The 22,960-nt window shown below is 69.3% G+C and carries 19 protein-coding genes; 16 read left to right on the forward strand and 3 right to left on the reverse strand.

Annotated features, from left to right (window positions below; genetic code table 11):
• Nucleotides 1-16 precede the first annotated feature (16 nt).
• Entirely contained in the window at nt 17-1,789 is a 1,773-nt protein-coding gene (locus KF709_12195; protein MBX3175169.1) for a protein kinase, read from the forward strand.
• Here the strand turns inward: KF709_12195 and KF709_12200 are convergent.
• Nucleotides 1,786-4,074, reverse strand: coding sequence for a response regulator (locus tag KF709_12200; protein ID MBX3175170.1), 2,289 nt, complete (start codon nt 4,072-4,074; stop codon nt 1,786-1,788). The genes KF709_12195 and KF709_12200 overlap by 4 nt on opposite strands.
• A gap of 71 nt (nt 4,075-4,145) precedes the next feature.
• Between KF709_12200 and KF709_12205 the strand changes: the two genes are divergently transcribed.
• Both KF709_12205 and KF709_12210 read left to right on the forward strand, forming a co-directional pair.
• Entirely contained in the window at nt 4,146-6,365 is a 2,220-nt protein-coding gene (locus tag KF709_12205; protein ID MBX3175171.1) for a TonB-dependent receptor, read from the forward strand.
• Between the two features lie 30 nt (nt 6,366-6,395).
• Nucleotides 6,396-6,932 (forward strand): SET domain-containing protein-lysine N-methyltransferase, encoded by a 537-nt coding sequence (locus tag KF709_12210; GenBank protein MBX3175172.1) that lies wholly within the window; start codon nt 6,396-6,398, stop codon nt 6,930-6,932.
• A 243-nt stretch (nt 6,933-7,175) separates the two neighbouring features.
• Here KF709_12210 and KF709_12215 read toward each other — a convergent pair whose 3' ends face one another.
• Complete coding sequence (locus tag KF709_12215; GenBank protein ID MBX3175173.1) at nt 7,176-7,832, reverse strand: peptidylprolyl isomerase; 657 nt, start codon at nt 7,830-7,832, stop codon at nt 7,176-7,178.
• A 5-nt stretch (nt 7,833-7,837) separates the two neighbouring features.
• The gene (locus KF709_12220) at nt 7,838-8,443 is read right to left on the reverse strand and encodes a hypothetical protein (GenBank protein ID MBX3175174.1); all 606 of its coding nucleotides are present in this window, start codon (nt 8,441-8,443) and stop codon (nt 7,838-7,840) included.
• 141 nt (nt 8,444-8,584) lie between these two features.
• On the opposite strand from KF709_12220, the gene KF709_12225 reads away from it, so the two are divergent.
• The 13 genes from KF709_12225 to KF709_12285 all read left to right on the forward strand — a co-directional run bounded on the left by KF709_12225 (nt 8,585) and on the right by KF709_12285 (nt 22,958).
• A complete protein-coding gene (locus tag KF709_12225; GenBank protein ID MBX3175175.1) occupies nt 8,585-10,117 on the forward strand; it encodes a YifB family Mg chelatase-like AAA ATPase in 1,533 nt (510 codons plus the stop codon).
• A gap of 139 nt (nt 10,118-10,256) precedes the next feature.
• Nucleotides 10,257-12,023: a D-aminoacylase gene (locus tag KF709_12230; GenBank protein MBX3175176.1), complete on the forward strand. Its 1,767-nt coding sequence runs from the start codon at nt 10,257-10,259 to the stop codon at nt 12,021-12,023.
• A 13-nt stretch (nt 12,024-12,036) separates the two neighbouring features.
• Nucleotides 12,037-12,951: an ATP-dependent sacrificial sulfur transferase LarE gene (gene larE, locus KF709_12235; protein ID MBX3175177.1), complete on the forward strand. Its 915-nt coding sequence runs from the start codon at nt 12,037-12,039 to the stop codon at nt 12,949-12,951.
• 3 nt (nt 12,952-12,954) lie between these two features.
• Entirely contained in the window at nt 12,955-13,173 is a 219-nt protein-coding gene (locus tag KF709_12240; GenBank protein MBX3175178.1) for a hypothetical protein, read from the forward strand.
• Nucleotides 13,170-14,540, forward strand: coding sequence for a sigma-54-dependent Fis family transcriptional regulator (locus tag KF709_12245; GenBank protein ID MBX3175179.1), 1,371 nt, complete (start codon nt 13,170-13,172; stop codon nt 14,538-14,540). Before KF709_12240 ends, KF709_12245 begins: the two co-directional genes overlap by 4 nt.
• Nucleotides 14,537-15,025: a hypothetical protein gene (locus tag KF709_12250; GenBank protein ID MBX3175180.1), complete on the forward strand. Its 489-nt coding sequence runs from the start codon at nt 14,537-14,539 to the stop codon at nt 15,023-15,025. Before KF709_12245 ends, KF709_12250 begins: the two co-directional genes overlap by 4 nt.
• A 93-nt stretch (nt 15,026-15,118) precedes the next feature.
• Nucleotides 15,119-16,600 carry an aldehyde dehydrogenase family protein gene (locus KF709_12255; protein ID MBX3175181.1) on the forward strand — a complete coding sequence of 494 codons (1,482 nt, stop codon included), beginning with the start codon at nt 15,119-15,121 and terminating at the stop codon, nt 16,598-16,600.
• Between the two features lie 117 nt (nt 16,601-16,717).
• Nucleotides 16,718-17,590: a signal peptidase I gene (gene lepB / locus KF709_12260; protein ID MBX3175182.1), complete on the forward strand. Its 873-nt coding sequence runs from the start codon at nt 16,718-16,720 to the stop codon at nt 17,588-17,590.
• A 90-nt stretch (nt 17,591-17,680) separates the two neighbouring features.
• Nucleotides 17,681-18,541: a sigma-70 family RNA polymerase sigma factor gene (locus tag KF709_12265; protein MBX3175183.1), complete on the forward strand. Its 861-nt coding sequence runs from the start codon at nt 17,681-17,683 to the stop codon at nt 18,539-18,541.
• Nucleotides 18,542-18,815: 274 nt separating this feature from the next.
• Nucleotides 18,816-19,319, forward strand: coding sequence for a YajQ family cyclic di-GMP-binding protein (locus KF709_12270; protein ID MBX3175184.1), 504 nt, complete (start codon nt 18,816-18,818; stop codon nt 19,317-19,319).
• Nucleotides 19,320-19,321: 2 nt separating this feature from the next.
• A complete protein-coding gene (gene rimO / locus KF709_12275; protein ID MBX3175185.1) occupies nt 19,322-20,716 on the forward strand; it encodes a 30S ribosomal protein S12 methylthiotransferase RimO in 1,395 nt (464 codons plus the stop codon).
• On the forward strand, nt 20,713-21,915 hold the full coding sequence (locus KF709_12280) for a SpoIID/LytB domain-containing protein (GenBank protein MBX3175186.1): 1,203 nt from the start codon (nt 20,713-20,715) through the stop codon (nt 21,913-21,915). The genes rimO and KF709_12280 overlap by 4 nt, the downstream gene beginning before the upstream one ends.
• 11 nt (nt 21,916-21,926) lie before the next feature.
• Nucleotides 21,927-22,958, forward strand: a complete 1,032-nt coding sequence (locus KF709_12285; protein ID MBX3175187.1) for a Gfo/Idh/MocA family oxidoreductase — start codon at nt 21,927-21,929, stop codon at nt 22,956-22,958.
• Nucleotides 22,959-22,960: the final 2 nt, after the last annotated feature.

Here is a 22,960-nt window from a genome sequence, read left to right on the forward strand (position 1 = left end):
GTAGCTTTCGGCGGAGATGAACACCGCCGAGTCCGCGACGCCCAACCGTCACTCGACCGGAATTCCGCCGCACCTCGACGGATGGCAGTTGCCTCCGGACTGGCGCTGGGGGAACGAGGGCGTGTACACGCCGCATCGCCACGCGCACGAGGTGATCGATGCCCTCGGCCGCTCGCTGGCGCTGGTCACGGCGCCGGACCCGACGCACCATCCCTGGCTCTTCGCCGAGGCGCGGCACCTCGCGCACCGCAACCATCCGAGCATCCCGACCACCTACCACTTCTGGCAGCAGCACGTCGGGAGTCGGCGCGGACCCGGCTACCTGCGGCGCTGGATCTCCGGCGAGACGGTCGGCGAGCGCCTGCGGCGCAACGGGCCGGAAACGGTGCCCTTCGCGCTGCGCGTGCTGCGCGCCATCGGATCCACGCTGGCGTACCTGCACGACTCGGGCGGCGTGCACGGCGCGGTGTCACCGGAGTCGGTCTACCTCACGCCGACGGGCCGCATCTGGCTGCTGGGCTGGCAGTGGGCGGTGCCGGCCACCGAGCGCCCGCAGGGCCTGGAGCCGCACACGGCCTGGAACCCGCAGGTGCCCGAATGGCGCGGCAACTGGCGCTCGACCCCTGAGTCCGACCAGTGGCAGCTGGGCGCGCTGGCCTTTGCGCTGTTGACGGGCGAGGTGCCCGAGGCAGGCGCCGTGCCGCCGATCCGCATCGCGCGGCCGGAGACGCCGGCGACGGTGGCAGAGCTTGTGGACAAGCTGCTGCACGAATCGCCGTCAGAACGTTTCGCATCGGTGGCGGGGATGCTCCGGCGCATCGAGCGCATTTCCGGGACGGCGGCGCTGGCGTTCCCGGGCACCGAGCAGGCTAGCGGCGAACACGTTGCGGTGTCCGAGGAGGACCGCCTCCGCTGGGCCACGGGCGACGACTACGAGGTGCTCGCGCCCTTGGGTAACGGCACCTACGGCTCCGTGTGGCGCGTGCGAGACCTCTCGCTCGAACGCGAGGTCGCGCTCAAGATGTTGCATCCGGTCGTCGCTCGGAACGCCGTGGCGGTGGCGCGCTTCCGTCGCGAGGCGCAGCTGGCCGCACAGCTCCAGCATCCGGCCATCGTGCCCATCTTCGCCTGGGACAACAAGGGCGACGTGAACTGGTACATCATGGAGCTCGAGGAAGAGGGCTCCGTCGCCGACTTGGTGAAGCGCTCAGGCCCACGGCCCTTCGAGGAAATCGCGCCGCAGGTGGATGCCATCCTGGATGGCCTCGCCGTGGCGCATCAGGCTGGGATCATCCACCGCGACCTCAAGCCCGAGAACATCCTGATCGATCGCTACCGGCGCTGGCGCGTCGCCGACTTCGGCATCGCGAACGCCCTGGGTTCACAGGTCGCCGGTGCCTCGGGCACACCCGCCTTCGCCGCGCCGGAGCAACTACTGGGCGAGGAGCAGGGCGTCGGGACCGACCTGTTCGCCGTGGCCGCCATCGTGATCTTCGCGCTCTCGGGCAAGGTGCCCTTCGAGGGCGAGGACGGGCGCGCCATCCTCGCGGCGCAGCTGGCGCGGCGCGCCGACCTCGATCAGTTCCCCGACGCGCTCGCCCGCTGGCTGGACCGCGCGCTGTCGCCCGACCCGAAGGCGCGCTACGCCGACGCCGAGCGGATGCGCGCCGCCTGGCGCACGACCGTGCGTGACGTGATGCGCGAGCAGCGCCGGGCCGGGAATGTCGTGTGGCGCTCGTTGCGACGCCTCGGGGCCGCGTTTCGCGCGCGGCCCAGCGCTGCGCCCTAGGCGCTGGGGAGCAGGGCGTCGCGCACGGCCGAGAGCACGGCACGCGCGGCGAAGGGCTTCTGCAGGAAGGTGAACTGCGCGCTGCCGAGCGATTCACGCAGGTCCGCGTCGTCGGTGTAGCCCGACATCATGATGACCCGCGTGTCCGGGTGTGTGGCCCGGAGGCGCTGCACCAGTTCCTTGCCGCCGATGCCCGGCATCATCACGTCGGTCAGCAGCAGGTGGATGAGGTCGCTGTCGTTCTGCGCCAGACGCAGGGCCTCGCCGCCGTCGCCAGCCTCGAGCACGGAATAGCCCGCCCCGCGCAGGATGCGCGACAGCGCCGCGCGAATGGATGGCTCGTCCTCGACCAGCAAGATGCGCTCGCCGTCGCGCGCGGCCGGGAGCCCATACGCCGGCGAGAGCCGCCGCGCGGGATCGGCGATGCTGCCCGCGACCATCCGGGGCAGCAGCACGCGAATGCGCGAACCCACGCCGACCTTGCTGTCCACCTTGATCACGCCGCCCGCCTCGCGGACGATGGCGTAGGATGTCGCCAGCCCGAGGCCCGTACCCTGTCCCGTCGGCTTCGTCGTGAAGAAAGGCTCGAACAGCCGCTCCTGGACTTCGGCCGACATCCCCGAACCCGTGTCCTCGACTTCGATGGCCACGGCTGAGCCTTCCGGCAGCTCGTCGGTTAGCGTGCGAATGGTGAGCGTGCCGCCCTTGGGCATCGCATCCACGGCATTGATGGCGAGGTTCATCACGACCTGCTCGAGCTGGCCGGCGTCCATCCGCACGGTGAAGGACTCGTCGGCCAAGAGCACGCGAAGCTCCACACCCTGCCGCAGCAGCCGGCGCAGGATGAGGTCCATCCCGGTGATCACGGCGGCTACGTCCACATCACGCGGGATGATCACGTCGCGACGGCTGAAGGCCAGCAGCTGCCGCGCCAGGGCGGCGGCCCGGTCGGCGGCCGCGCGAATCGCCGTCACTTCCTCGACCGCGCGGCCGTCAAGCTCCAGCTCCATCGCCAGCACCTCGGCGTAGCTCTGGATCACGGTCAACACGTTGTTGAAGTCGTGGGCCACGCCGCCGGCGAGTCGACCCACTGCTTCCAGCTTCTGTGACTGCCGCAGCTGTGTCTCCAGCTGGTGCTGCTCGGTGGTGTCCACGACCATCACGCCGACGCCCACCGGCTTCTCGTCCGCCCGCGCGATGGGATAGAACGTGGCGCTGAAGCGGCGCCTCGTGCGGTCGTGTGCGCTCGTGGCGCCGTGAAGGATCAGGCCGGATACCGAGGCCCCGCTCTCCAGCACGCGCTCCATCACCGGTCGCGTCTTGCCCGCGAGGTCCGGCACGATCTCCTCCAGCGTGCGCCCCAGGTGCTCCTCGGCGGTGATGCCGTTGATCGTGGCAAGGGCGGAGTTCACGCGGTGGTAGCGCAGGGAACGGTCGAAGAAGGCGATGCCGATCGGCGCGCTTTCAAGGGCCGAGTCGAGGAACACCGTCGTGTCGCGCAGCTGGCGATTCGCGTCCTCGCGCTCGGCCACCCGCTCGCGCAGGGCCGTGGCCTGCTCCTCGAGCTGTGCGGCCTGCTCCTCCTGGACCAAGGCCTGCTGTTCAAGCTCCGTGGCCTGTTCCTCGATGAAGTGCTGCTGCTCGGCGGCGGTCTCGGCATCGCGCGCCAACGTGGAGGTCAGGCGCTGGCTCGCGAAGCCGGCGCCGACAATCAGAAGCATGACGAGCGTGAAGGCCGTCCACAGCACCTGCGACCGGCGGGCGAGGCGCTCGGCCTCCAGCCGGTACTCCTCGGCAATGAAGGTGTCGAGCTGTCGGGACAGGCGGTCGAATTCCAGCAGCCCGCGGAGGCTGCGGCTTGAGGTTGGCGGCTCCCCGTCGCGCACCCGCCCGATGAAGAGGGTGTCCCAGCGCTGCATCGCTCGCTGCAGCGAGTCCAGTCGCAGTTGCGCCCGCGGGTTGTCGGCCGTCATTGCCCGCAGGGTCGCGACCGCCGCGTGGACGGTGTCCACGAGCGCCGCAGGGTCCGACGCCTGGTGTGCCGGGATTCCCGCCTGCAGGATCTGTGCGAGGAAGTTGGCGCTCAGCAGCATCCGCTGCGCGTGGCTGGCCTCGCGCAGCACCGCAGACGAATGCTCCGTGTCGGCGGAGGCCATGCGCTCAAACGTGAACGCCAGTACTACCGCCACGCCAAGCGAGACCACCGTGAACAGCAAACGCCGTCGCCACGCGGCGAGTGACGCGACGACCTTGTCGGCGGTGGGGGGGTGGCTGCGAGGGTTCATTGGCTGGGGCGAACCCGTTGAACCTACAGTGTGAATAGACGCCCGCCAGCACGGGCGGTACTGTACACGGCGTGAACAACGCACAGAGCCTAGCCGGCATCGACGCCATTCGAGCCGCCGCCGGCCCAATCGCGTCCTCGCGAGCCGCCGCCTCCCGGGCGGCCGCGGCCCTCCTCGTTGCGGCGCTGGCTCCCATCGGTCTTGCGGCCCAGGCTGATTCCACGCGCCGCGCGGTGCCGGACTCGTCTGCGCAGGCGCTGGAGGCCGTCCGGATTGACGTCGCCCGCAGCGATGCCCGCCTGGATCGCCTTCCCTGGGCGGTGGGGAGCCAGTCGGCGGTCGAGCTGCGCCGCGCACAGGCCACGGTAGGCATTGACGAGGCGCTGGCCAACATCCCCGGCGTCGTCGTGGCGAACCGCTACAACTTCGCCCTCGATCAACGCGTCTCGATCCGCGGCGCCGGCTCGCGCGCAAACTTCGGCTTGCGCGGCATCAAGGTGCTGCTCGACGGCGTGCCGCAATCGCTGCCCGACGGCCAAAGCCAGCTGACCAACGTGGACCTGGCGGTGATCGACAAGGTCGAGGTGTTGCGCGGATCCGCGAGTTCGCTCTATGGCAATGGCTCCGGCGGCGTGATCGCGTTCACGACGGACCTCCGCTCGCCTGATCCGCTCGGTCTCACGTTGCGGCAGACCACGGGTTCGTTCGGGCTGCAGAAGACGCAGGCGCGGGTGCACGGGCGCGCTGGTCGCGCCGTCGGCATGCTCTCGGCCTCGCGTACCACCTTCGAGGGCTTCCGGCAGTACAGCACCGCGGACACGCGCCAGTTGCTCGGCGCCGTCGACTACGCGCTCTCGGACCGGCTTACGCTCCAATTGCGTGGCGGGGCCGCCGAGGTGCCGAAGGCATTGAATCCTGGTGCGCTGACGGCGGCGGAGTACGACGCGAATCCGGACACCGCGGCTTTGGGCAACGTCACGCGCGGTGCCAGTCGTGAGGTCTCGCAACGCTACGCGTCGGTTCGACTGCGTGGGGCGCTGGCGCGCGGCGAGTGGAGCACGGTGTTGTATGGGCAGCGGCGCTTCGTCTACAACGCGCTGGCCGTGACGCCGCCTGGAGGTTCGGGCAGTCCTTCGAATCCGAACGGCACCTACAACCAGCTGGACCGGCGTGTCACCGGATTGCGCGCGGACCTCTCACGGTCGCTCGGCAGCGCGCGCCCGCTACGCGTTTCCACCGGACTCGACGTGCAGCGCTCCCACGACGTACGGCTCAACCAGGCCGCCACCGGTGGGCGTCCCAGCGGGCCCAACGACACCCTGTTGGTGCACCAGGGCGAGACCGTGCTCAACCTTGGCCCCTTCGTCCAGGCACAATGGGAGCCGACGCCGCGCCTCACCACCAGCGCGGGCGTCCGCTACGATCACCTCGCCTTCTCCGTGCAGGACCGCTTCCTGGCCGACGGCACCGACGATACCGGCGACCGCACGATGACAGCGGCCAGCGGCCACGTGGGCGCGGCGCTCCGTGTTTCCCGCGCCTTCGTGCCCTACGCGAACATCGCCACGGCATTTGAGACGCCGACCACGACGGAGTTGAACGCCAGCCCTGATGGTGCCGGCGGATTCAATCCCACGCTCGGACCGCAGCGTCTGCGGACGGTGGAGGTCGGCGCGCGCGGTCGCATCGGGAGCCACAGCAGCTACGAACTTGCCGTGTTCCAGGTGGATGCCACGGACGCCATCGTGCAGTTCCTCGAGACGGACGGCCGCGCCTACTTCCGCAACGCCGGTCAGACGCGCAACCGGGGCGTTGAGCTCGGTGTGGTCACGCAGGCGCGGTCCTGGCTGGAGCTGCGTGCGGCCTGGACCTGGGCGGACTATCGCTTCACCGACTACGTGATCTCGCTGAATGCCACGACCACGGACACGCTCGATGGCAACTTCCTCGCCGGCGTACCGCGGCAGAGCCTGCGCCTCGGGGCACGCGCCACCCTCGGCGCCGCCACGCTGGACGTGGACCACTCCACGCAGGCCAAGATGTTCGGGGACGACCGCAACCTCGTGCCGGTGGACGGCTGGGGCGCGGGGCAGTTGAACATCCGCGCGGCGTACACGGGCTGGTGGAATGGATGGCGCCTGGAGCCCTTCGCGTCGGTGCAGAACGCCCTCAACACGGCCTACGTGGGCGCGGTGACGCTCAACGGGTTCGGCGGGCGTGTGCTCGAGCCGGCGCCGTTGCGGAACTGGTACCTGGGGATGGAGATCGCCCTGCCGCTGGTCCCGCGCTAGCCGCTTGGCGTCGCGGTTAGATTGCGCGCCATGTCGACGTCATCTCTTGCCTTTGAAGTCCGCAACTCGGCCATCGCCGGCCGCGGTGCCTTTGCCACCCGCCCCATCAAGCAGGGCGAGCGCATCATCGAGTACACGGGGGAGCGCATCACCCACGAGGAAGCCGACCGTCGCTACGACGATGAGTCGATGGACGAGCACCACACCTTCCTCTTCACGGTGTCCAACCGCACGGTGATCGACGCGACGCACGGCGGCAACGAGGCGCGCTTCATCAATCACTCCTGCGACCCAAACTGCGAGACGGAGATCGTCCGCGGTCGCGTGTGGATCTCGGCGATCCAGGACATCGCCCTCGGTGAGGAACTGCACTACGACTACGCCTATGAGCGCAGCGGCGACGAGACGGAGGCGGACGAGAAGATGTACAAGTGCCTCTGCGGCACGGCCAAGTGTCGCGGCTCGATCATGGAGCCCATCGCGACCTTCGAGGCCCGCCAGCGCGAGGAAGCGCGCGCCAAGCAGCGCCGCGCCGCGGCGAAGCGGAAGAAGCTCCAGCGGGCGTAGGTGGGGCTGGGATCTGTGCGCTGAGGTTTGCCACAGAGGCACAGAGACACAGGGGGCCTCGGTGCGAGCCGACACCTCCCTGTCTTCTTTCTCTGGAACTACAAGGGGGCTCGGCGGACAGATCTGTCCGCCGAGCCCCCTTCAAAGTTGCAGGTTGACGAGACACAGAGGCCCGCGACCCGTCCCGACATCTCTGTGTCTCTGTGCCTCTGTGGCAAAAAAACTCAGCGCACGAATCCGTCCTTACGGCGCGTCAGGCCCGAATGTGCGCACGACGCGGGCTGAGTTGATCTTGTCGAGCAAGGGAAATTCCGCAGCCAGGTACGTTTCGCCCTCTGCACCAAGACGGTCCTGACGCGGCGCCGCGGACCCGTCACCGTAGCCCGTGAAGAGCTGGTCCAGCACCTCGAGGCCAGCGACGATCTCGCCCAACGGGGCGAAGCCCATCGCATCGAGGCGCGCGTTGTCGCGGAGATTGAAGAACAGCTGCGTCGTGCGCGTGTCCGGGCCACCGGCGGCGAAGACCAGCGTGCCACGGCGGTTGCTCTCGCGCACCGTGTCGTCGGGGATGCGCCGCTCCCGCCAGCTCGCGCTCACGGCCGGGTCGGCGGCGATGCCGAACTGCACCACGAAGCCGCGGATCGCGCGGAAGAAGCGCGCGCCGTCGTAGTAGTTCGCAAAGGCGGCTTCGTACACGCGGCCCACGCCGTTCGGCGACCAGTGCCGACGCAGCATCACGTCGATGTCGCCCTTCGTCGTCGCGAGGCGCAGGACGAATGAGTCTGGCACCACGCCGGCCTGGAAGGTGGGCACTGCCGGAGCGGGCATCGGGGTCGAGGCGGTGCTGCCGGCGCAGGCGGCCAGCACAAGGATGAGCGGGAAGGCAAGGAGATGTCGCATCGGGCTCAAAGGATGTCGTCGCGGCGGGCCATCACCAGCACGCGATCGCGATCACGCGTGCCGTTGCGGTAGTGGAAGGGGATCTCGAGTTCAGCGGCGCTACGGACCGTACCTGCCAGCATCCGCAGGCCCTTCGTTTCGTCGGAGGCATCGGGCGTGAAGCGAATCTCGCCGTTCTGCACGACGTAGGTGCCCGTCACCGTCATGTTTTGCAGCGGCGTCGGTCGGGAGCGGCCGCGCGGATCCTTCGCGAACAGCGTGCGCCGGAAGCGTACCGAGGCGCGGAAGGTCGCGTCGTCGCGCAACGAGAGGACCAGGCGGTCAAACTCGATCAGGTACAGCGTCCCTTCCTCGTCCACCACCTCGTCCTTGAGCGGCAGCTGCTCGCGGTCGATGCGCGTGGCCATGAAGGTGCCGGCAGCAAGTGGCGGAGATTCGACCTTGGCTGGGCGCTCGCGAGGCTGGCCAGCACGCGCCGGTGCTGGCGTCGGCGTCGTGGCCGTGTCCCGCGGAGCCTGTCGCGGTTGCCCACGTACCTGTGCGCCCGCCGGCTGCGAGTTGGCCAAGGCGGCGAGTCCGAGCAGCAGTAGTGCCAGTTGCAGTGGCCGCATAGTCGGAATGATAAGGCGATGAACCCGCGTCCGCGCTGCTGGCGGCTCAGCCGGGATGGCTCGTTCCTACACCGCAACGTGGCGCGGCCTCGCGCGGTATTGCGGTGTCGGGCTGCCCTCGCGGGCGGCCTATCGTCGCGCATGCTCGCCGCCATCCAATCCGCCGCCGTGCTCGGGGTCGAAGCCTACGCCGTCACGGTCGAAGTGGACGCCGCCCCTGGCCTGCCCGGGTGGACAATGGTCGGGCTCCCATCGGGCAGCGTGAAGGAGGCCCGTGAGCGCGTCGGCGCGGCGCTCGTGAACGCCGGCTTCGTCCTGCCGCCAAGGCGCTGGACCGTGAACCTCTCACCGGCCGACATACGGAAGGACGGCACGGCCTTCGACCTGCCCATCGCGCTCGGAGTGCTGGTCGCCAGCGGGCAGCTCGAGGCCGCCGCAGTAGAGGGCCTGCTTGTGGCCGGCGAGCTGGGACTCGACGGGAGCATCCGTCCGATTCGCGGTGCCTTGCCACTGGCGCGCGCCGCGCGTGGCGCAGGGTCGCGCGCGCTCGTGCTGCCAGCGGCCAACGCCGCGGAGGCTGGCCTTCTGCGCGACGTGCGACTGGCACCCGCCGACTCGCTGGACCGGCTCGTGGTGCAACTGCGCCGCGGCAGCCTGCCCGACGCAACGACTCCCGCGCCGCCGGCTGCATCCGGACTCGAGGCCTGTTTCAGCGAGGTTGTCGGACAGCCACTGGCCAAGCGCGCGCTGGAGATCGCCGCGGCCGGTGGGCACAACCTCCTCATCATCGGCCCGCCCGGTGCAGGGAAGACGATGCTCGCCCGCCGGTTGCCCGGCATCCTGCCTCCCCTAGATGACGACGCCCTGCTCGAAGTTGTCGCGGTGCACTCGGTGGGAGGAATACTGCCGACGGACCGCATCCCGTCGCGCACGCCGCCATTCCGCGCCCCGCACCACACGATCTCGCTGCCCGGGCTCATTGGCGGGGGACCCGGCCCGCGGCCCGGGGAAGTCTCACTCGCGCACCGCGGGGTGCTCTTCCTCGATGAACTGCTCGAACTTCCACGCTACGTGCTCGATGCCATGCGCCAGCCGCTGGAGGACGCGCGGGTGACCATCGTGCGCGCGTCGCAGTCGGTGGTGTTCCCGGCGCGCTTTCAGTTGGTTGGGGCGGCCAATCCCTGTCCCTGCGGCCACGATGGGGACGCCAGCGGCCGTTGCCGATGCTCGGCTGCAGACATCGCGCGCTATCGGGCGCGGCTCTCCGGCCCACTGGCGGACCGGGTGGACCTGCACGTGCGCATCGGGGCAGTGGCGCTCGCCGCGCTCGGGGCCACCACGGGATCGCCCGAGGAGACCAGCGCCCGCATTCGCCTGCGTGTGGCTGCGGCGCGCGCGCGGCAGGCCGACCGCTACAGCGTGCTGCCCGGCGTACGCGTGAACGCCGAGACGCCCGGCAGATGGCTGCAGCAGCACGGCGAGTTCTCGGCCGAAGCACGAGCGCTGCTCACGGAGGCTGCGGAGCGCCTCCGTTTCTCCGCCCGCGCCTACCATCGCGTCCTGCGCGTCGCGCGCACGGTCGCGGATCTCGGCGGAGAGGCGGCCGTCTCGGCCGATTCCATCGCGGAAGCGTTGCTGTTTCGCGGCGCGGATTCCGGGACACGAAGGGTCTGAACGACAGGCACGAACCCTGTGGGGCGATGCTGCCCGACGCGCAGGACAGTCCATAGCTCCGGGACGCCGAGCTCTCGCGCTCGCCGTCGACCGTCGCTCGCGGGTATGTTCCGCGCCGACTGTCACCGAGCCCCTGCAAATGCCATCGAGACTCCGCGCAATCGTCCGCCGCGCCCTGCCTTCCGTCGCCGCCGCGCAGTTCCCGGCGCTCGTCCAGCTCGCCGCGCTCTTCCAACTCGCCGCGCTCGTCCAGCTCGCCGAACCCGCCGAACTCGCGGCCCAGGATGCCCCCGCCGACCTCCTCATCATCAACGGTCGCATCGTCGACGGCACCGGCGCCGCCTGGTTCTACGGCGACCTCGTCATTCGCGGCGACCGCATCGCACGCATCGCGCCGCGCGGCGTGCTCACGGGCATCGTCGCGCGCGACACCATCGACGCCACCGGGATGGTCGTCGCGCCAGGATTCATCGATATCCAGGGCCAATCCAACTTCGCACTGCTCTATGGCGACTCGCGGCTGGTCTCCAAGGTCTCGCAGGGCATCACGTCCGAAATCCTCGGTGAGGGGAGCACGCCAGCGCCGCTGAACGCGCGGAACCTCGCCGCCAATGCCAACGCGCAGCAGCAGCGCTTCGCGGAGCCGCACGGCTTCGGCAACTGGCTGGCGGACATCGAGACACGCACGATGTCCGTGAACATCGGCTCCTTCGTCGGGGGCAGCACGATCCGCGCCTACGGCATGCGTGCGCGCGCCGGCGCCGCCGACTCCGCCGCGCTGGCCGAGATGCGTGGCGCCCTCGAACGCGCGATGCAGGATGGCGCGTTCGGGATGGCCACCGCGCTGATCTATCCTCCTGGCGTGTTCGCCAACACGGCGGAGCTCACGGCGGTGTCGCAAGCCATGCGCCCCTACGGCGGCCTCTACGTCACGCATATGCGCTCCGAGGGCGATCAACTACTCGAGGCGGTGGATGAAGCCATTGCCATCGGGCGCGACGCCGGCGTGCCGGTCGAGATCTACCATCTCAAGGCCGGTGGACGTCGCAACTGGCCCAAGGGGCCGGAGAGCATCGCCCGCATCGCCGCCGCACGCGCGCAGGGCTTGGACGTGCAGGCCAACGTGTACCCGTACACGGCGGGCGGCACCGGGCTGACGTCCTGCCTGCCCCCCGCCGCGCAGGAGGACAATCGCCTCTTCCAGCGGCTCGCCGACCCCGCGGAGCGCGCACGCATCCGCGCCGAGATCGAACGCCCCACCTCCGCGTGGGAAAACCTCTGTGAGCTCGGCGGCATCGACAACGTGCTCATCGCACGGCTCAGCGTGGACTCGCTGCGGCGCTACGGCGGCCAGCGCCTCTCGCAGATCGCCGCCGCGCGCGGGACGGATTGGATCGAGGCCGCCTTCACCCTGATCGCCGCCGAACGCAGCCGCGTGGAGACGATCTACTTCCTGATGAGCGAGGAGAACGTCGCGCTCAACCTGCAGCAACCCTGGATCAAGATCGGCACCGACGCCGGCGGCGTGACGCCGAGCGCGAATGCCGGCCTCGTGCATCCCCGTTCGTACGGGACCTTCCCGCGCATCCTCGGCCGCTACGTGCGCGACGAGCAGGTGATCCCGCTCGAGGACGCCATCCGCAAGATGACTTCGGCAACTGCACGTCGGCTCGGGATCGCGAATCGCGGCGTCCTCGCGGAGGGGATGATGGCGGACGTCGTCGTCTTCGATCCCGCGACCGTCGGCGACCGCGCGACCTTCGAGCAGCCGCACCAACTCTCCGTCGGCGTGACGGCCACGATCGTGAACGGGGTGCCGGTGTGGCGCGGCGGCGCGCACACGGGCGCCAAGCCGGGACAGATCCTGCGCGGTCCCGGAGCGACGGACGGATCGGCGCGCCACTAGCTTTCGCTCCGAGATGACGGATCGCCATCCCGACACCTTCGCCGAGATCTCCTCGCGCTCGCGCGCCGCTGAACAGGCGTCGGCCGGCGCTGCCGCAGCAACGCCTGCCGTGCCGCGGCACAAGGAACAGGCGCTGCTGGGCTGGTGCCGCGCACAGGGATCGTTGCTCGTCGGCTTCTCGGGCGGCGTGGACTCGGCATACCTCGCGGTCGTGGCGCGCGAGGCGCTGGGGCGCGAGGCCGTGCTGGCCGTGATCGGGCGCAGCGCGTCCTATCCAGCGGCGCAATGGGCAGCGGCGCGCGCGGTGGCCGAACAGTTCGACGTCCCCGTGCTCGAAGTGGACACGGACGAGATGTCGGACCCGCGCTACGCCGCGAATCCGACCAACCGCTGCTACTTCTGCAAGACCGAGCTCTGGTCGCGCCTGGCGCCGATCGCAGACGCACGGGGGATGCGCGTTGTCGTGGACGGCAGCAACGCCGACGACCTCAAGGACCATCGGCCCGGGGCACAGGCGGCGCGCGAACGCGGGGTGCGGTCGCCGCTCGCGGAACTCCGATTCACCAAGGCGGACATTCGCGCGTTGTCCAAGGCGCGCGGCCTGCCCACCTGGGCGCAGCCGTCATCGCCCTGCCTGTCGTCACGGCTGCCGTACGGCACGGCGGTCACGCCGGAGCGGCTGCAGCAGGTGGAGCGCGCCGAGGCGGCGCTGCGGGCGCTCGGCATCAGCGGCGACCTCCGCGTCCGACACTTTGGTGACACCGCGCGCGTAGAACTCTCGCGGGACGAGCAGGCGGCCTTTGCGGTAGGAGCGGCGCGTGATGCGCTCGACGCCGCCGTCCGCGCCGTCGGCTACACGCAGGTCGAACTCACCACCTACCGGTCGGGCGCCCTCAATGTGCTCGCCGGCATCACCGGGACTCCCTAGCGTATGGTCTTCGGCTGCATCGGTCGCATCGTCACCGCCGCCGTCCTCCTCATTGCCGGCGCGCTGCTCTGGCACTTCCGCGAGCTCTGGATGCCAAAGGTGAAGGCCTACTTCGAGAAGAAGGCCGGCGAGATCGAGGTGAAGGCGCCTGAGCTTCCCGACGTCGGCCTGTACGTGGCGCCCGGCGTGCGGGTCGTCTTTGCGGAGGCAAGCTCCGCGTGAGTCGCCGTGTGCTCATCGTGGACGATGAGGCGGGCATCCGCGCCGCCCTCGCCCAGCTGCTCGAGTACGAGGGCTACGACGTGCGCGCCGTGGCCAGCGGCCGCGAGGGACTCTCGGCCTACGAGGAATGGCGGCCGCAGCTCGTCTTCCTTGACGTGAAGATGGAAGGGATGGATGGCCTCGAGACGCTGAAGCGGCTGCGCACGCTCGATCCCGCCGCCACGGTCGTGATGATCTCCGGCCACGCCACGCTCAGCGACGCCGTCGCCGCCACGCAGGCCGGCGCCTACGACATCCTCGAGAAGCCACTCGACACGGATCGCATCCTCGTCACGCTGCGCAACGCCATCGGCACGGTGCAGCTGCGCGAGGAGAACGAACGGCTGCGCCAGACCGTGGAACGCCACGGCGAGATCGTCGGCGCCTCCAGCGCGGTGCGTGGGCTTGTCGAGCAGATCCGCCGTGTGGCGGCCACGCCGGCACGCGTGCTCATCACCGGCGAGAACGGCACGGGCAAGGAACTCGTCGCGCGCGCCATCCACAAGGAATCGTCGCGGGTGAAGGGACCGTTCATCGAGGTCAACTGTGCGGCCATCCCGTCCGAACTCATCGAGAGCGAACTCTTCGGCCACATGAAGGGCTCGTTCACCGGTGCCGTGCAGGACCGCGCCGGCAAGTTCGAGCAGGCCGATGGCGGCACGCTGTTCCTCGACGAGATCGGCGATATGTCGCTGGCGGCGCAGGCCAAGGTGCTGCGCGTGCTGCAGGAGGGCGAAGTCACGCGCATCGGCGGGCAGAAGGTGCGCAAGGTGGATGTGCGCGTCATCGCCGCGACGAACAAGCGTCTTGAGGAGGAGATCGCTGAGGGGCGCTTCCGCGAGGACCTGTACTATCGCCTGAACGTCGTACCGATCACCGTGCCGCCGCTGCGCGAGCGCCGCGATGACATCCCAATGCTGGTGCAGCACTTCCTCGAGCGTCTCGCCGTGGACAGTGGCCTGCCGCCGCGTACCGTGGATGCGACGGCGATGGAACGCCTTGCTGCGCTGGACTGGCCTGGCAACGTGCGCGAGCTGCGCAACACCGTCGAGCGCCTGCTGATCCTCGCCAGCGGCACGCGCGTGACCCGCAGCGACGTGGACCAACTGGTCGGCGTGCGCGCCGGCGACGCCAGCGGCGGACTCGGCGCGTTGGAGCAGTGCAAGACCTTTGAGGAGTTCAAGCTCGCGGCGGAGCGGGCATTCCTCTCCGCCAAGCTGCGCGAATACGAATGGAACGTGGCCGAGACGGCGCGCGTGCTGGAGATGCCGCGGTCGAACCTCTACAAGAAGATCGAGCGCCACGGATTGGCGCGGGAGCAGGGATGAGCGATCGCGATTGGGATGCCGAACTGAAGAAGATCGACGCGGCGATGGCCAAGGAGTCGTCGCGGCCGGCACCGCCGGCCGGCGCCGCGCCGGCCCCGCAGGCCGCAGCGTCGGCTGGCGCGCCGCGCGCGGCGGCGCCCGTGGCCACGGGACCGCTGGGCTTGCCGGCGCCGCAGACCACGGGCTTCGGCGTGTACCTGCGATTGATGCTCGCGGTCGCGGTCGGCGTGGGTATCGTGTTCTGGCCCTATACGGCGCGCTGTGGCCTCGGGCTCGCAGCCTACCTCGGCGCTGTTGGCACCGTGGTCGTGAGCGGTGCGTGGTCTGCGGTGTGGACGTTCCGGCATCGCGCGGGTCGCGCGCACGTGCTCTCGCTCCTGCTCGTGCTCTGGGGCCTGGTGCTCGCCTCGCTGGATGTGTTGCCGCGCATCGGCTACGCGATTCCCACCGCCGATCATCCCGCCACCTGGTCCTGCGAGGCGTAAGTCAGGACGAGGCCTGCCCATTTACTGGCGGCGCGGGCAGGGTGCAGGCGTCGCATCGGCGCAGCCGGGGCGTCACCTGAGGTAGTTTTCAGGATGCAGACCTTCAAGAACCATATCGCCGGGGCGTGGGTCGAGCCGTCCACCGGCAAGTACCAGGACAATAGCAACCCGGCCGACACGTCAGACCTGATCGGCCGCTTCCCGCTCTCCGGCGCCGATGATGTCGCCCGCGCCGTGGCCTCCGCCCGCGAAGGCTTCGAGCGCTGGCGCCGCACGCCGGCTCCCGCCCGCGGCGACGTGCTACGCCGCGTCGGCGAGATCATGATCGCCCGTAAGGATGAACTCGCGGACCTGATGACCCGCGAGATGGGCAAGCCGCTGGCCGAGACCCGCGGCGACGTGCAGGAAGGCATCGACACGGCCTTCTACGCGGCCACCGAGGGCCGCCGCCTCTTCGGCCACACCGTCCCCAGCGAGCTGCGCGACAAGTGGGCGATGTCCTACCGTCGCCCCATCGGCGTGGCCGGCATCATCACGCCGTTCAACTTCCCGCTCGCCATCCCGACCTGGAAGATCTTCCCCGCGCTGGTCTGCGGGAACGCGGTCGTGTTCAAGCCCGCCGAGGACGTGCCGCACACCGGCCACGTGTTCGTGGAGATCCTGCTCGAGGCCGGCCTGCCACCCGAGGTCATCCAACTCGTGCACGGCGATGGCGCCGTGGGCAAGGCGATCGTCGAGCACCCAGACGTCGCGTTGGTCTCCTTCACCGGTTCGACGGAGACGGGCAGCAAGGTCGGCGAGACCTGCGGCCGCCTGCACAAGCGGCTGTCGCTGGAGATGGGTGGCAAGAATGCGCAGATCGTGCTCGACGACGCCAAGCTCGAGCTCGCGCTCGACGGCGTGCTCTGGGGCGCCTTCGGCACCACGGGCCAGCGCTGCACGGCCACCAGCCGGCTCATCCTGCAGGACGGCATCCACGACAAGTTCGTCGAGATGCTCAAGACGCGCGCCAAGGCCCTCGTGCTCGGCGACGGGCGCAAGCAGGGCACGGATGTGGGTCCGCTGATCCACGCCGAGAGCCTGTCCAAGGTGCAGCGCTACGTGGAGATCGGGCTCTCCGAGGGCGCCACGCTCGCGCTCGGCGGCCAGCGTGCGACCGGCAAGGGGCTCGACAAGGGCTGGTTCTTCGAGCCCACGATCTTTACCGACGTGAAGGCCGGCAGCCGTTTGGAGCAGGAGGAGATCTTCGGTCCGGTGCTCTCGGTGATCCGCGTGAAGGACGCGGATGAAGCGTTCCGCATCAACAACGGCGTCAAGTACGGGCTATCGTCGTCGCTGTACACGCAGGACGTGAACCTCGCGTTCCGCGCGCTGTCGGAGCTCGACAACGGCATCACCTACGTGAACGCCCCGACCATCGGGGCCGAGGCGCACATGCCGTTTGGTGGAGTGAAGGCCACGGGCAACGGGCATCGCGAGGGCGGCTGGGAAGTCTACGAGTTCTACTCGGAGACCAAGGTCGGCTACGTGGACTTCAGCGGCGTGCTCCAGCGGGCGCAGATCGACAACTACTAGCGCCGATGGGAACCTGCGAGTCCGCGCCTCGGGGCGCGGACCGCGCCGCGCAGCGCTGAGCGGCTTGCCCGGCACGCCCTGTGCGGTGTATTTCCCAGAGGGAGTGCCGGGGAGCCTATGACCGAACCGAGTTCCGAGCGCGAGCAGCAGACAGAGGTGCCGACCGAGGAGCTGCAGCAAGCGCAGCGGCTGTCGGTCGGCACGGAGGCGTCCCTGCCGGTTGTATCGCCTGAGACGGACGGCACCGCCTCGCTCGGCACGGTGGTGGGCGATGGACAGCCGACGGCCGTCGCCTCCCGCCCGCGTCGCTCCTTCCGCTGGGCCTGGGAGTGGGCCAAGTCCGTCCAGCTCGCCATCATCCTCTTCCTGCTCGTGCGCGCCTTCCTCGTGGAGGCGTTCAAGATCCCCTCGGGCTCCATGGAAGGCACGCTGCTCGTCGGCGACTTCCTGCTGGTGAACAAGCTGGTGTATGGCGCCGAGGTGCCGTTCCTCCGCAAGCAGCTGCCGGCGGTGCGCCAACCGGGTCTCGGCGACGTCGTGGTGTTCCAGTGGCCAGAGGATCCCGAGAAGAACTTCGTGAAGCGCCTCGTCGGCCTGCCGCTGGACACGGTCGAGATGCGCGCCGGCATCCTCTGGCGCAACGGCGTCGAGCAGCGCGAGCCGTATGCCGTGCGCTCGCCCTTCCTGCGCGACGGAGCGGGCGATGAGTTCCGCTGGCAGCGCGACTTCCTCGTGCCCGCGCGCAGCCCGCAGGGATACAATCCCAGCCGCAATGATTGGGGACCGCTGGTCGTCCCGCCGCGGCATTACTTCGTGCTTGGCGACAATCGCGACAATTCTCTCGACAGCCGCTACTGGGGCTTCGTGCCCGACTCGTTGGTGCGTGGCAGCCCGCTGTTCGTCTACTACAGCTACGAGCCCGACAGCGTGCAATCCTTCGATTGGTTGACGCGGGTGCGTTGGCAGCGACTGGGAGAGTTGATTCGCTAACGGTGTGACGTCGGGGGTGCTTCCGCAGCGCAGTCCCCGTCTGCACATTCCGCCGGCACGGACGAGGCATCGCCGACCCCTGGGGAGGATATGGCCGGAGCGCAGCACAAACGGCATTCGTTCGAGGAAGGCTCGCTCGATCAATACCTGCGCGATATCAGCGTCTATCCGCTGATCTCCCGCGAGGAGGAAGTCCGCCTCGCCCAGCGTATCCGCAAGAACGACCAGGAAGCCCTCGACACACTGGTGCGCTCCAACCTGCGTTTCGTCGTCAGCGTCGCCAAGAAATACCAGAACCAGGGCGTGAACCTCTCCGACCTGATCAACGAGGGCAACCTCGGCCTCATCCGCGCGGCCCACAAGTTCGACGAGACGAAGGGCATCAAGTTCATCTCCTACGCGGTGTGGTGGATCCGCCAGGCCATCCTGCAGGCCCTCGCCGAGCAGAGCCGCATCGTGCGCGTGCCGCTCAACCGTGCCGGCACGCTGCACCGCATCGGCAAACGCGCCAACGCGCTGCTGCAGGAGCTGGGCCGCGAGGCCACGCACGCCGAGATCGCCGACGGGATGGAGATCACGGAGGAGGAGGTCGCCAAGACGATGGCGATCTCGCAGACGCACCTCTCGCTCGACGCCCCGATGGCGCCGGGCGAGGACAACCGCCTGCTCGATTACATCCCCGACACCGAGAGCGCATCGCCGGACGAGGAAGTCTTTGACAAAGCGCTGATTGACTCGGTGCACGAGGCCCTCGCGGGCCTAAAGGAGCGCGAGTCCAAGATCCTCCGCCTGTATTTCGGCCTCGATGGCTCGGAGCCCATGACCCTCGAGCAGATCGGTGCCGTCCTCAACATCACCCGCGAACGGGTGCGTCAGATCAAGGAAAAGGCGCTCTCCCGCCTGAGGCACGTGTCGCGGGCTCGGGCGCTGGAGTCCTATTTGGGAGAGTAGGGCTGGGGTCGGTGTGGCGAGTTTTTGCCACAGAGGCACAGAGACACAGAGGGGTCGAGGCGCGCGTTGGCCTCTGTGTCTGATCCAACGGCAACTTCTTAGGGGGCTCGGCGGACAGATCAGTCCGCCGAGCCCCCTTCAGTTCCCAAAGAAAGAAGGCACGGAGGCGACGGGGCGGGCTCAACCCTCTGTGTCTCTGTGCCTCTGTGGCAAATTGCACTTACTTTCCAAGCACAGATCCCAGCCGCCAAGAACCAAGAGCCAGCCCAACGCAATGGCCAAAGACGCAAGCTTTGACATCACCACATCCGTCGACCTGCAGGAAGTCGACAACGCCGTCAACCAGGCGTCCAAGGAGATCGCGCAGCGCTACGACTTCAAGGACGCCAAGCTGGCGACCGTCGAGCTCAAGCGCGCCGAGGGGCTGATCAAGATCTCCAGCGACACCGACATGCGCCTGCGCGCGATGTGGGACATCGTGCAGTCCAAGCTCATCAAGCGTGGCGTGCCCGTGGCCAACCTCGACGCCGGCGAGCCCACGCCCGGCGGCGGCGACACCTGGCATCGCGACGTGAAGCTCAAGCAGTCGCTCGACGGCGAGACCTGCAAGAAGGTCGTCGCTGCCATCAAGGCCGAGAAGTTCAAGAAGGTGCAGGCCTCCATCCAGGGCGATACCGTGCGCGTCACCGCGCCCAGCCGCGACGAGCTCCAGGCCGTCATCGGCTTCTGCAAGTCGCAGGACTTCGGCGTCGCCCTCCAGTTCGGGAACTATCGGTGAGGGTGAAGGTCGTCACCCTCGGTTGCGACAAGAACACCGTCGACTCCGAGCGCTATCTCGCGCAGCTGCTCGACCACGGCGCGGAGCCCGTGGCCGACGCCGGTGACGCCGAGATCATCATCGTCAACACCTGTGGCTTCATTGATGCCGCCAAGCGCGAGAGCATCGACGCCATCGTCGAGGCGGGGCGCTTGAAGGGGAAGGGCAGTGCGCAGGCCGTCGTTGCCGTCGGGTGTATGGTCGAGCGCCACAAGTCAGAGCTCGCCGAGGCACTGCCGGAGGTCGATCTCTTCCTCGGCGCCTCCGAGTCCGACCTGCTGCTGCCCAAGCTGCGCGAGCGCGGGCTCGTGGGCGATCCCATCACGCAGCATCCCGGGGTGCGCGTCCACTCGGGCGACACGCCCTTCGTGCGCTACCTCAAGGTCAGCGAGGGCTGCGACCACGGCTGTGCCTTCTGCGCCATCCCGCTGATGCGCGGCAAGCACCGCTCCTTCCTGCCCGACGAGATCGTGCGCGAGGCGCAGTTGCTCGAGCTGCAGGGTGCACGCGAGGTGAACCTCGTGGCGCAGGACCTCGCGCACTACGGCCGCGACATCCGCGACCTCAACGTGCGCCTGCCGGAGCTGCTCGAACGACTCGTCGCCGAGACGTCGATTCCCTGGTTCCGCAACATGTACCTCTACTCGGCGGGCATCACGCCCAAGCTGCTCGAGGTCATCGCGCGCGAACCGCGCATCCAGCCGTATCTCGACATGCCCATCCAGCACGCGTCAGACGCGGTGTTGGAGCGGATGCGCCGCCCTGAGCGCCAGCGCACGACCCGCGAGAAGGTCGCGCGCTTCCGCGAGTCCGTGCCCGGCGTCGCCATCCGCACGACCTGCATCGTCGGCTTCCCCGGTGAGACGGCGGACGACTTCCAGCAGTTGATCGACTTCCTGCAGGAAATCCAGTTCGAGCGCGTTGGCGTTTTCACGTACTCGCCGCAGGAGGGTACGCGCGGCGCTGCGATGCACGACGATGTGCCGGAGACCGTGAAGCGCGAACGCCTGGAAGCGGTACAGGAACTCCAGCGTCATATCACGGCTGAGCGCTATGAGTCGCGCATCGGGCAGATGGCGCCGGCGCTGGTCGAGGCCGCGGGCACGGCGGACACGCCGGCGCGCGCGCGGCTTCCCTGGCAGGCCGATGACATCGACGGCCTCACCTGGGTCGATACCGACGCTCCCGCCGGAAGCATCGTCGAGGTCGAAGTCACCGCCGTCGTGGACGACTACGACTTCCACGCGACCTACCAGCGCACGCTGACTGGGCCGCCAGCCCCCGCGGCCGCGCCGAGTGCCGCGAAGTCCCGCAGCCTGCCGCTCATCGCCACGTCGGTCGGGAGCTTCGGCCGGTGAGCCGCCGCCGCGCCGACCGTGATGGCGGCGTACGGCACGGCGTCGAGCTCGGCTTGCACGGCGGTCGACGCGCTGCGGTCTGGCTGGCGGCAGGCGCGCTCCTCGCACTCAGCGGCTGCATTCCGGGCCCGCGCAGCGATACTCCGCGGGCCGCCGGTGGTCCCGGACCCGAGATCCGCATCGCCCTGGCCACGGTGCCGGCTGCCGAGGCGCCGTCGCCCCGCGCTGCAAATGGCGGCGGACTCGTGCGCTTTCGCGGCAAGTCCTATCGCGGCAGCTTGCAGGCCATCCCGACGGACACCGGCGTGCTGGTCGTCAACGTCATCGCGCTCGAGGACTACCTGCTCGGCGTCGTGCCACTCGAACTCGGCGAACGTCCTACCGCCGAGCGCGCGGCACTCGAAGCGCAGGCCATCGCCGCGCGTTCGTTCACCGTGATCCGGCTCAACGCCGCGCGCAACGGACGGGGCCGATCCCCGCACTTCGACCTGGTCGGCACGACGTCGGACCAGGTCTACGGCGGCGCCGACGCCGAGCAGCCGAACGCCAGCGCCGCCGTGCGTGCGACGGCTGGATTGGTGCTGACGTACGGCGGTCGCGTCATCGAGGCGCCCTACCACAGCACCTGCGGTGGCGAGACGGCTGGAGCCGAGGAGGTGTGGCAGACCCCGCATCCGTACCTGCGACGCGTCAGCGATCGCATTCCTGGCTCGCGGAACCGCTACTATTGCGACATCGCCCCGCGCTTCTACTGGGAGCGCACACTGAGCGGCCCCGACCTGAACCAAGTCGTGGCGCGCTACCTCGGCAGCTACACGGATGTGCCGCCAGGCGGGCCCGGCGACGTGCGCGACGTGCGCATCGTGCGCCGCACCGCGAGCGGCCGCGCCGACGTGGTCGCCTTTCGGACGGCGCGGGGCACCTTCGAGCTACGCGGCAACACCGCCCGTTCCGTCCTGCGCACCACTGCTGGCGAGTTGATGCCCAGCTCCTATTTTTCTGTGTCCATCACGCCGTCTGCCTCGGGTGGCATCGAACGTGCACTCCTCCGGGGCAACGGGTTCGGACACGGTGTCGGGATGTGTCAGTGGGGAGCGATCGGACGCGCGCGGGCCGGCCAAGGGGCCGCGCAGATCCTCCGCACCTACTTCCCGGGTACCAGCGTCGCCCCGCTCCGCAGCAGCCAGATCGTCCTGTAGCCCCCGCTTCCGTGCCGCCCACCCCCTCGCCCACCAACTCCCGCCAGTCCGCGCGCTTCGGCGTGCTCGGACTCGGTGCGATCGCCCAGACCGCCCACCTGCCGGTGCTGAGCCGGATGCGCGGCGCCGCGATCGCGGCGGTCTGCGACAACGACGCGGCCAAGGCGCGCGGCATCGCCCAGCGCTTTTCCGTGCGCAACTGGTGCACGGACATCGACGAGCTGCTGGAGATCGAGGGCCTCGAGGCGATCATCATCTGCTCGCCGAACCACCTGCACGAGGTGCACGTGCTCTCGGCGCTGCGCGCGGGGAAGCACGTGCTCTGCGAGCGTCCGCTGGCACTGAGCGCACGCGGGGTCGAGCGCATCATCGCGGCTGCGGAGAAGGCGAATCGGCGGGTGATGGTGGCCAACAACCATCGTTTCCGGCACGACGCACAGACGCTCGACGCCTTCCTGCGCGGTGGGGAGCTGGGCAAGCTCGTCGCCGTGCGCGCCGGCGCATATCGTCGTCGCGGTCCGCAGGCAAACTGGCGGCAGCGCCGCGCCGAGGCCGGAGGTGGAGCCTTCTTCGAGCTTGGGCTCCCGTTGCTGGACCTGGCCGGTTGGCTCACCGATTTCCCGCGCGTTGTGCGCGTGAGCACCGCGCTCGAGCGCGGGCGCGGCGCGAACGCCGTCGAGGACGCCGCGCTGGTGTTTATCGAGTGTCAGGGCGGATTCACGGTCACCATCGACACGCGCTGGAACTACGTCGGCGATGAAGACCGCTGGTGGTTCGAGGTGGTCGGCACGCAGGGCAGCGGCCGTCTCGCGCCGCTGCGGATCTCCAAGGCGATGCACGGTCAGCCGATGGACGTCGCGCCGGGTGGTGCGGCGCAGCGCGACACGGCCACGGTGCAGTCGTACCGCGCCGAGCTGGCGCACTTCCTCGCCGTGATCAGCGGCGAGGCGAAGTACGAGCCGCCGAAGGACCAGATCCGGGTCTACAAGCTGCTGGAGCACATCTACAAGGCCGGCGACGAGGCGAAAGAGATCCGCCTGTGAGT

Source organism: Gemmatimonadaceae bacterium, assembly GCA_019637445.1.
GTDB lineage: Bacteria > Gemmatimonadota > Gemmatimonadetes > Gemmatimonadales > Gemmatimonadaceae > Pseudogemmatithrix.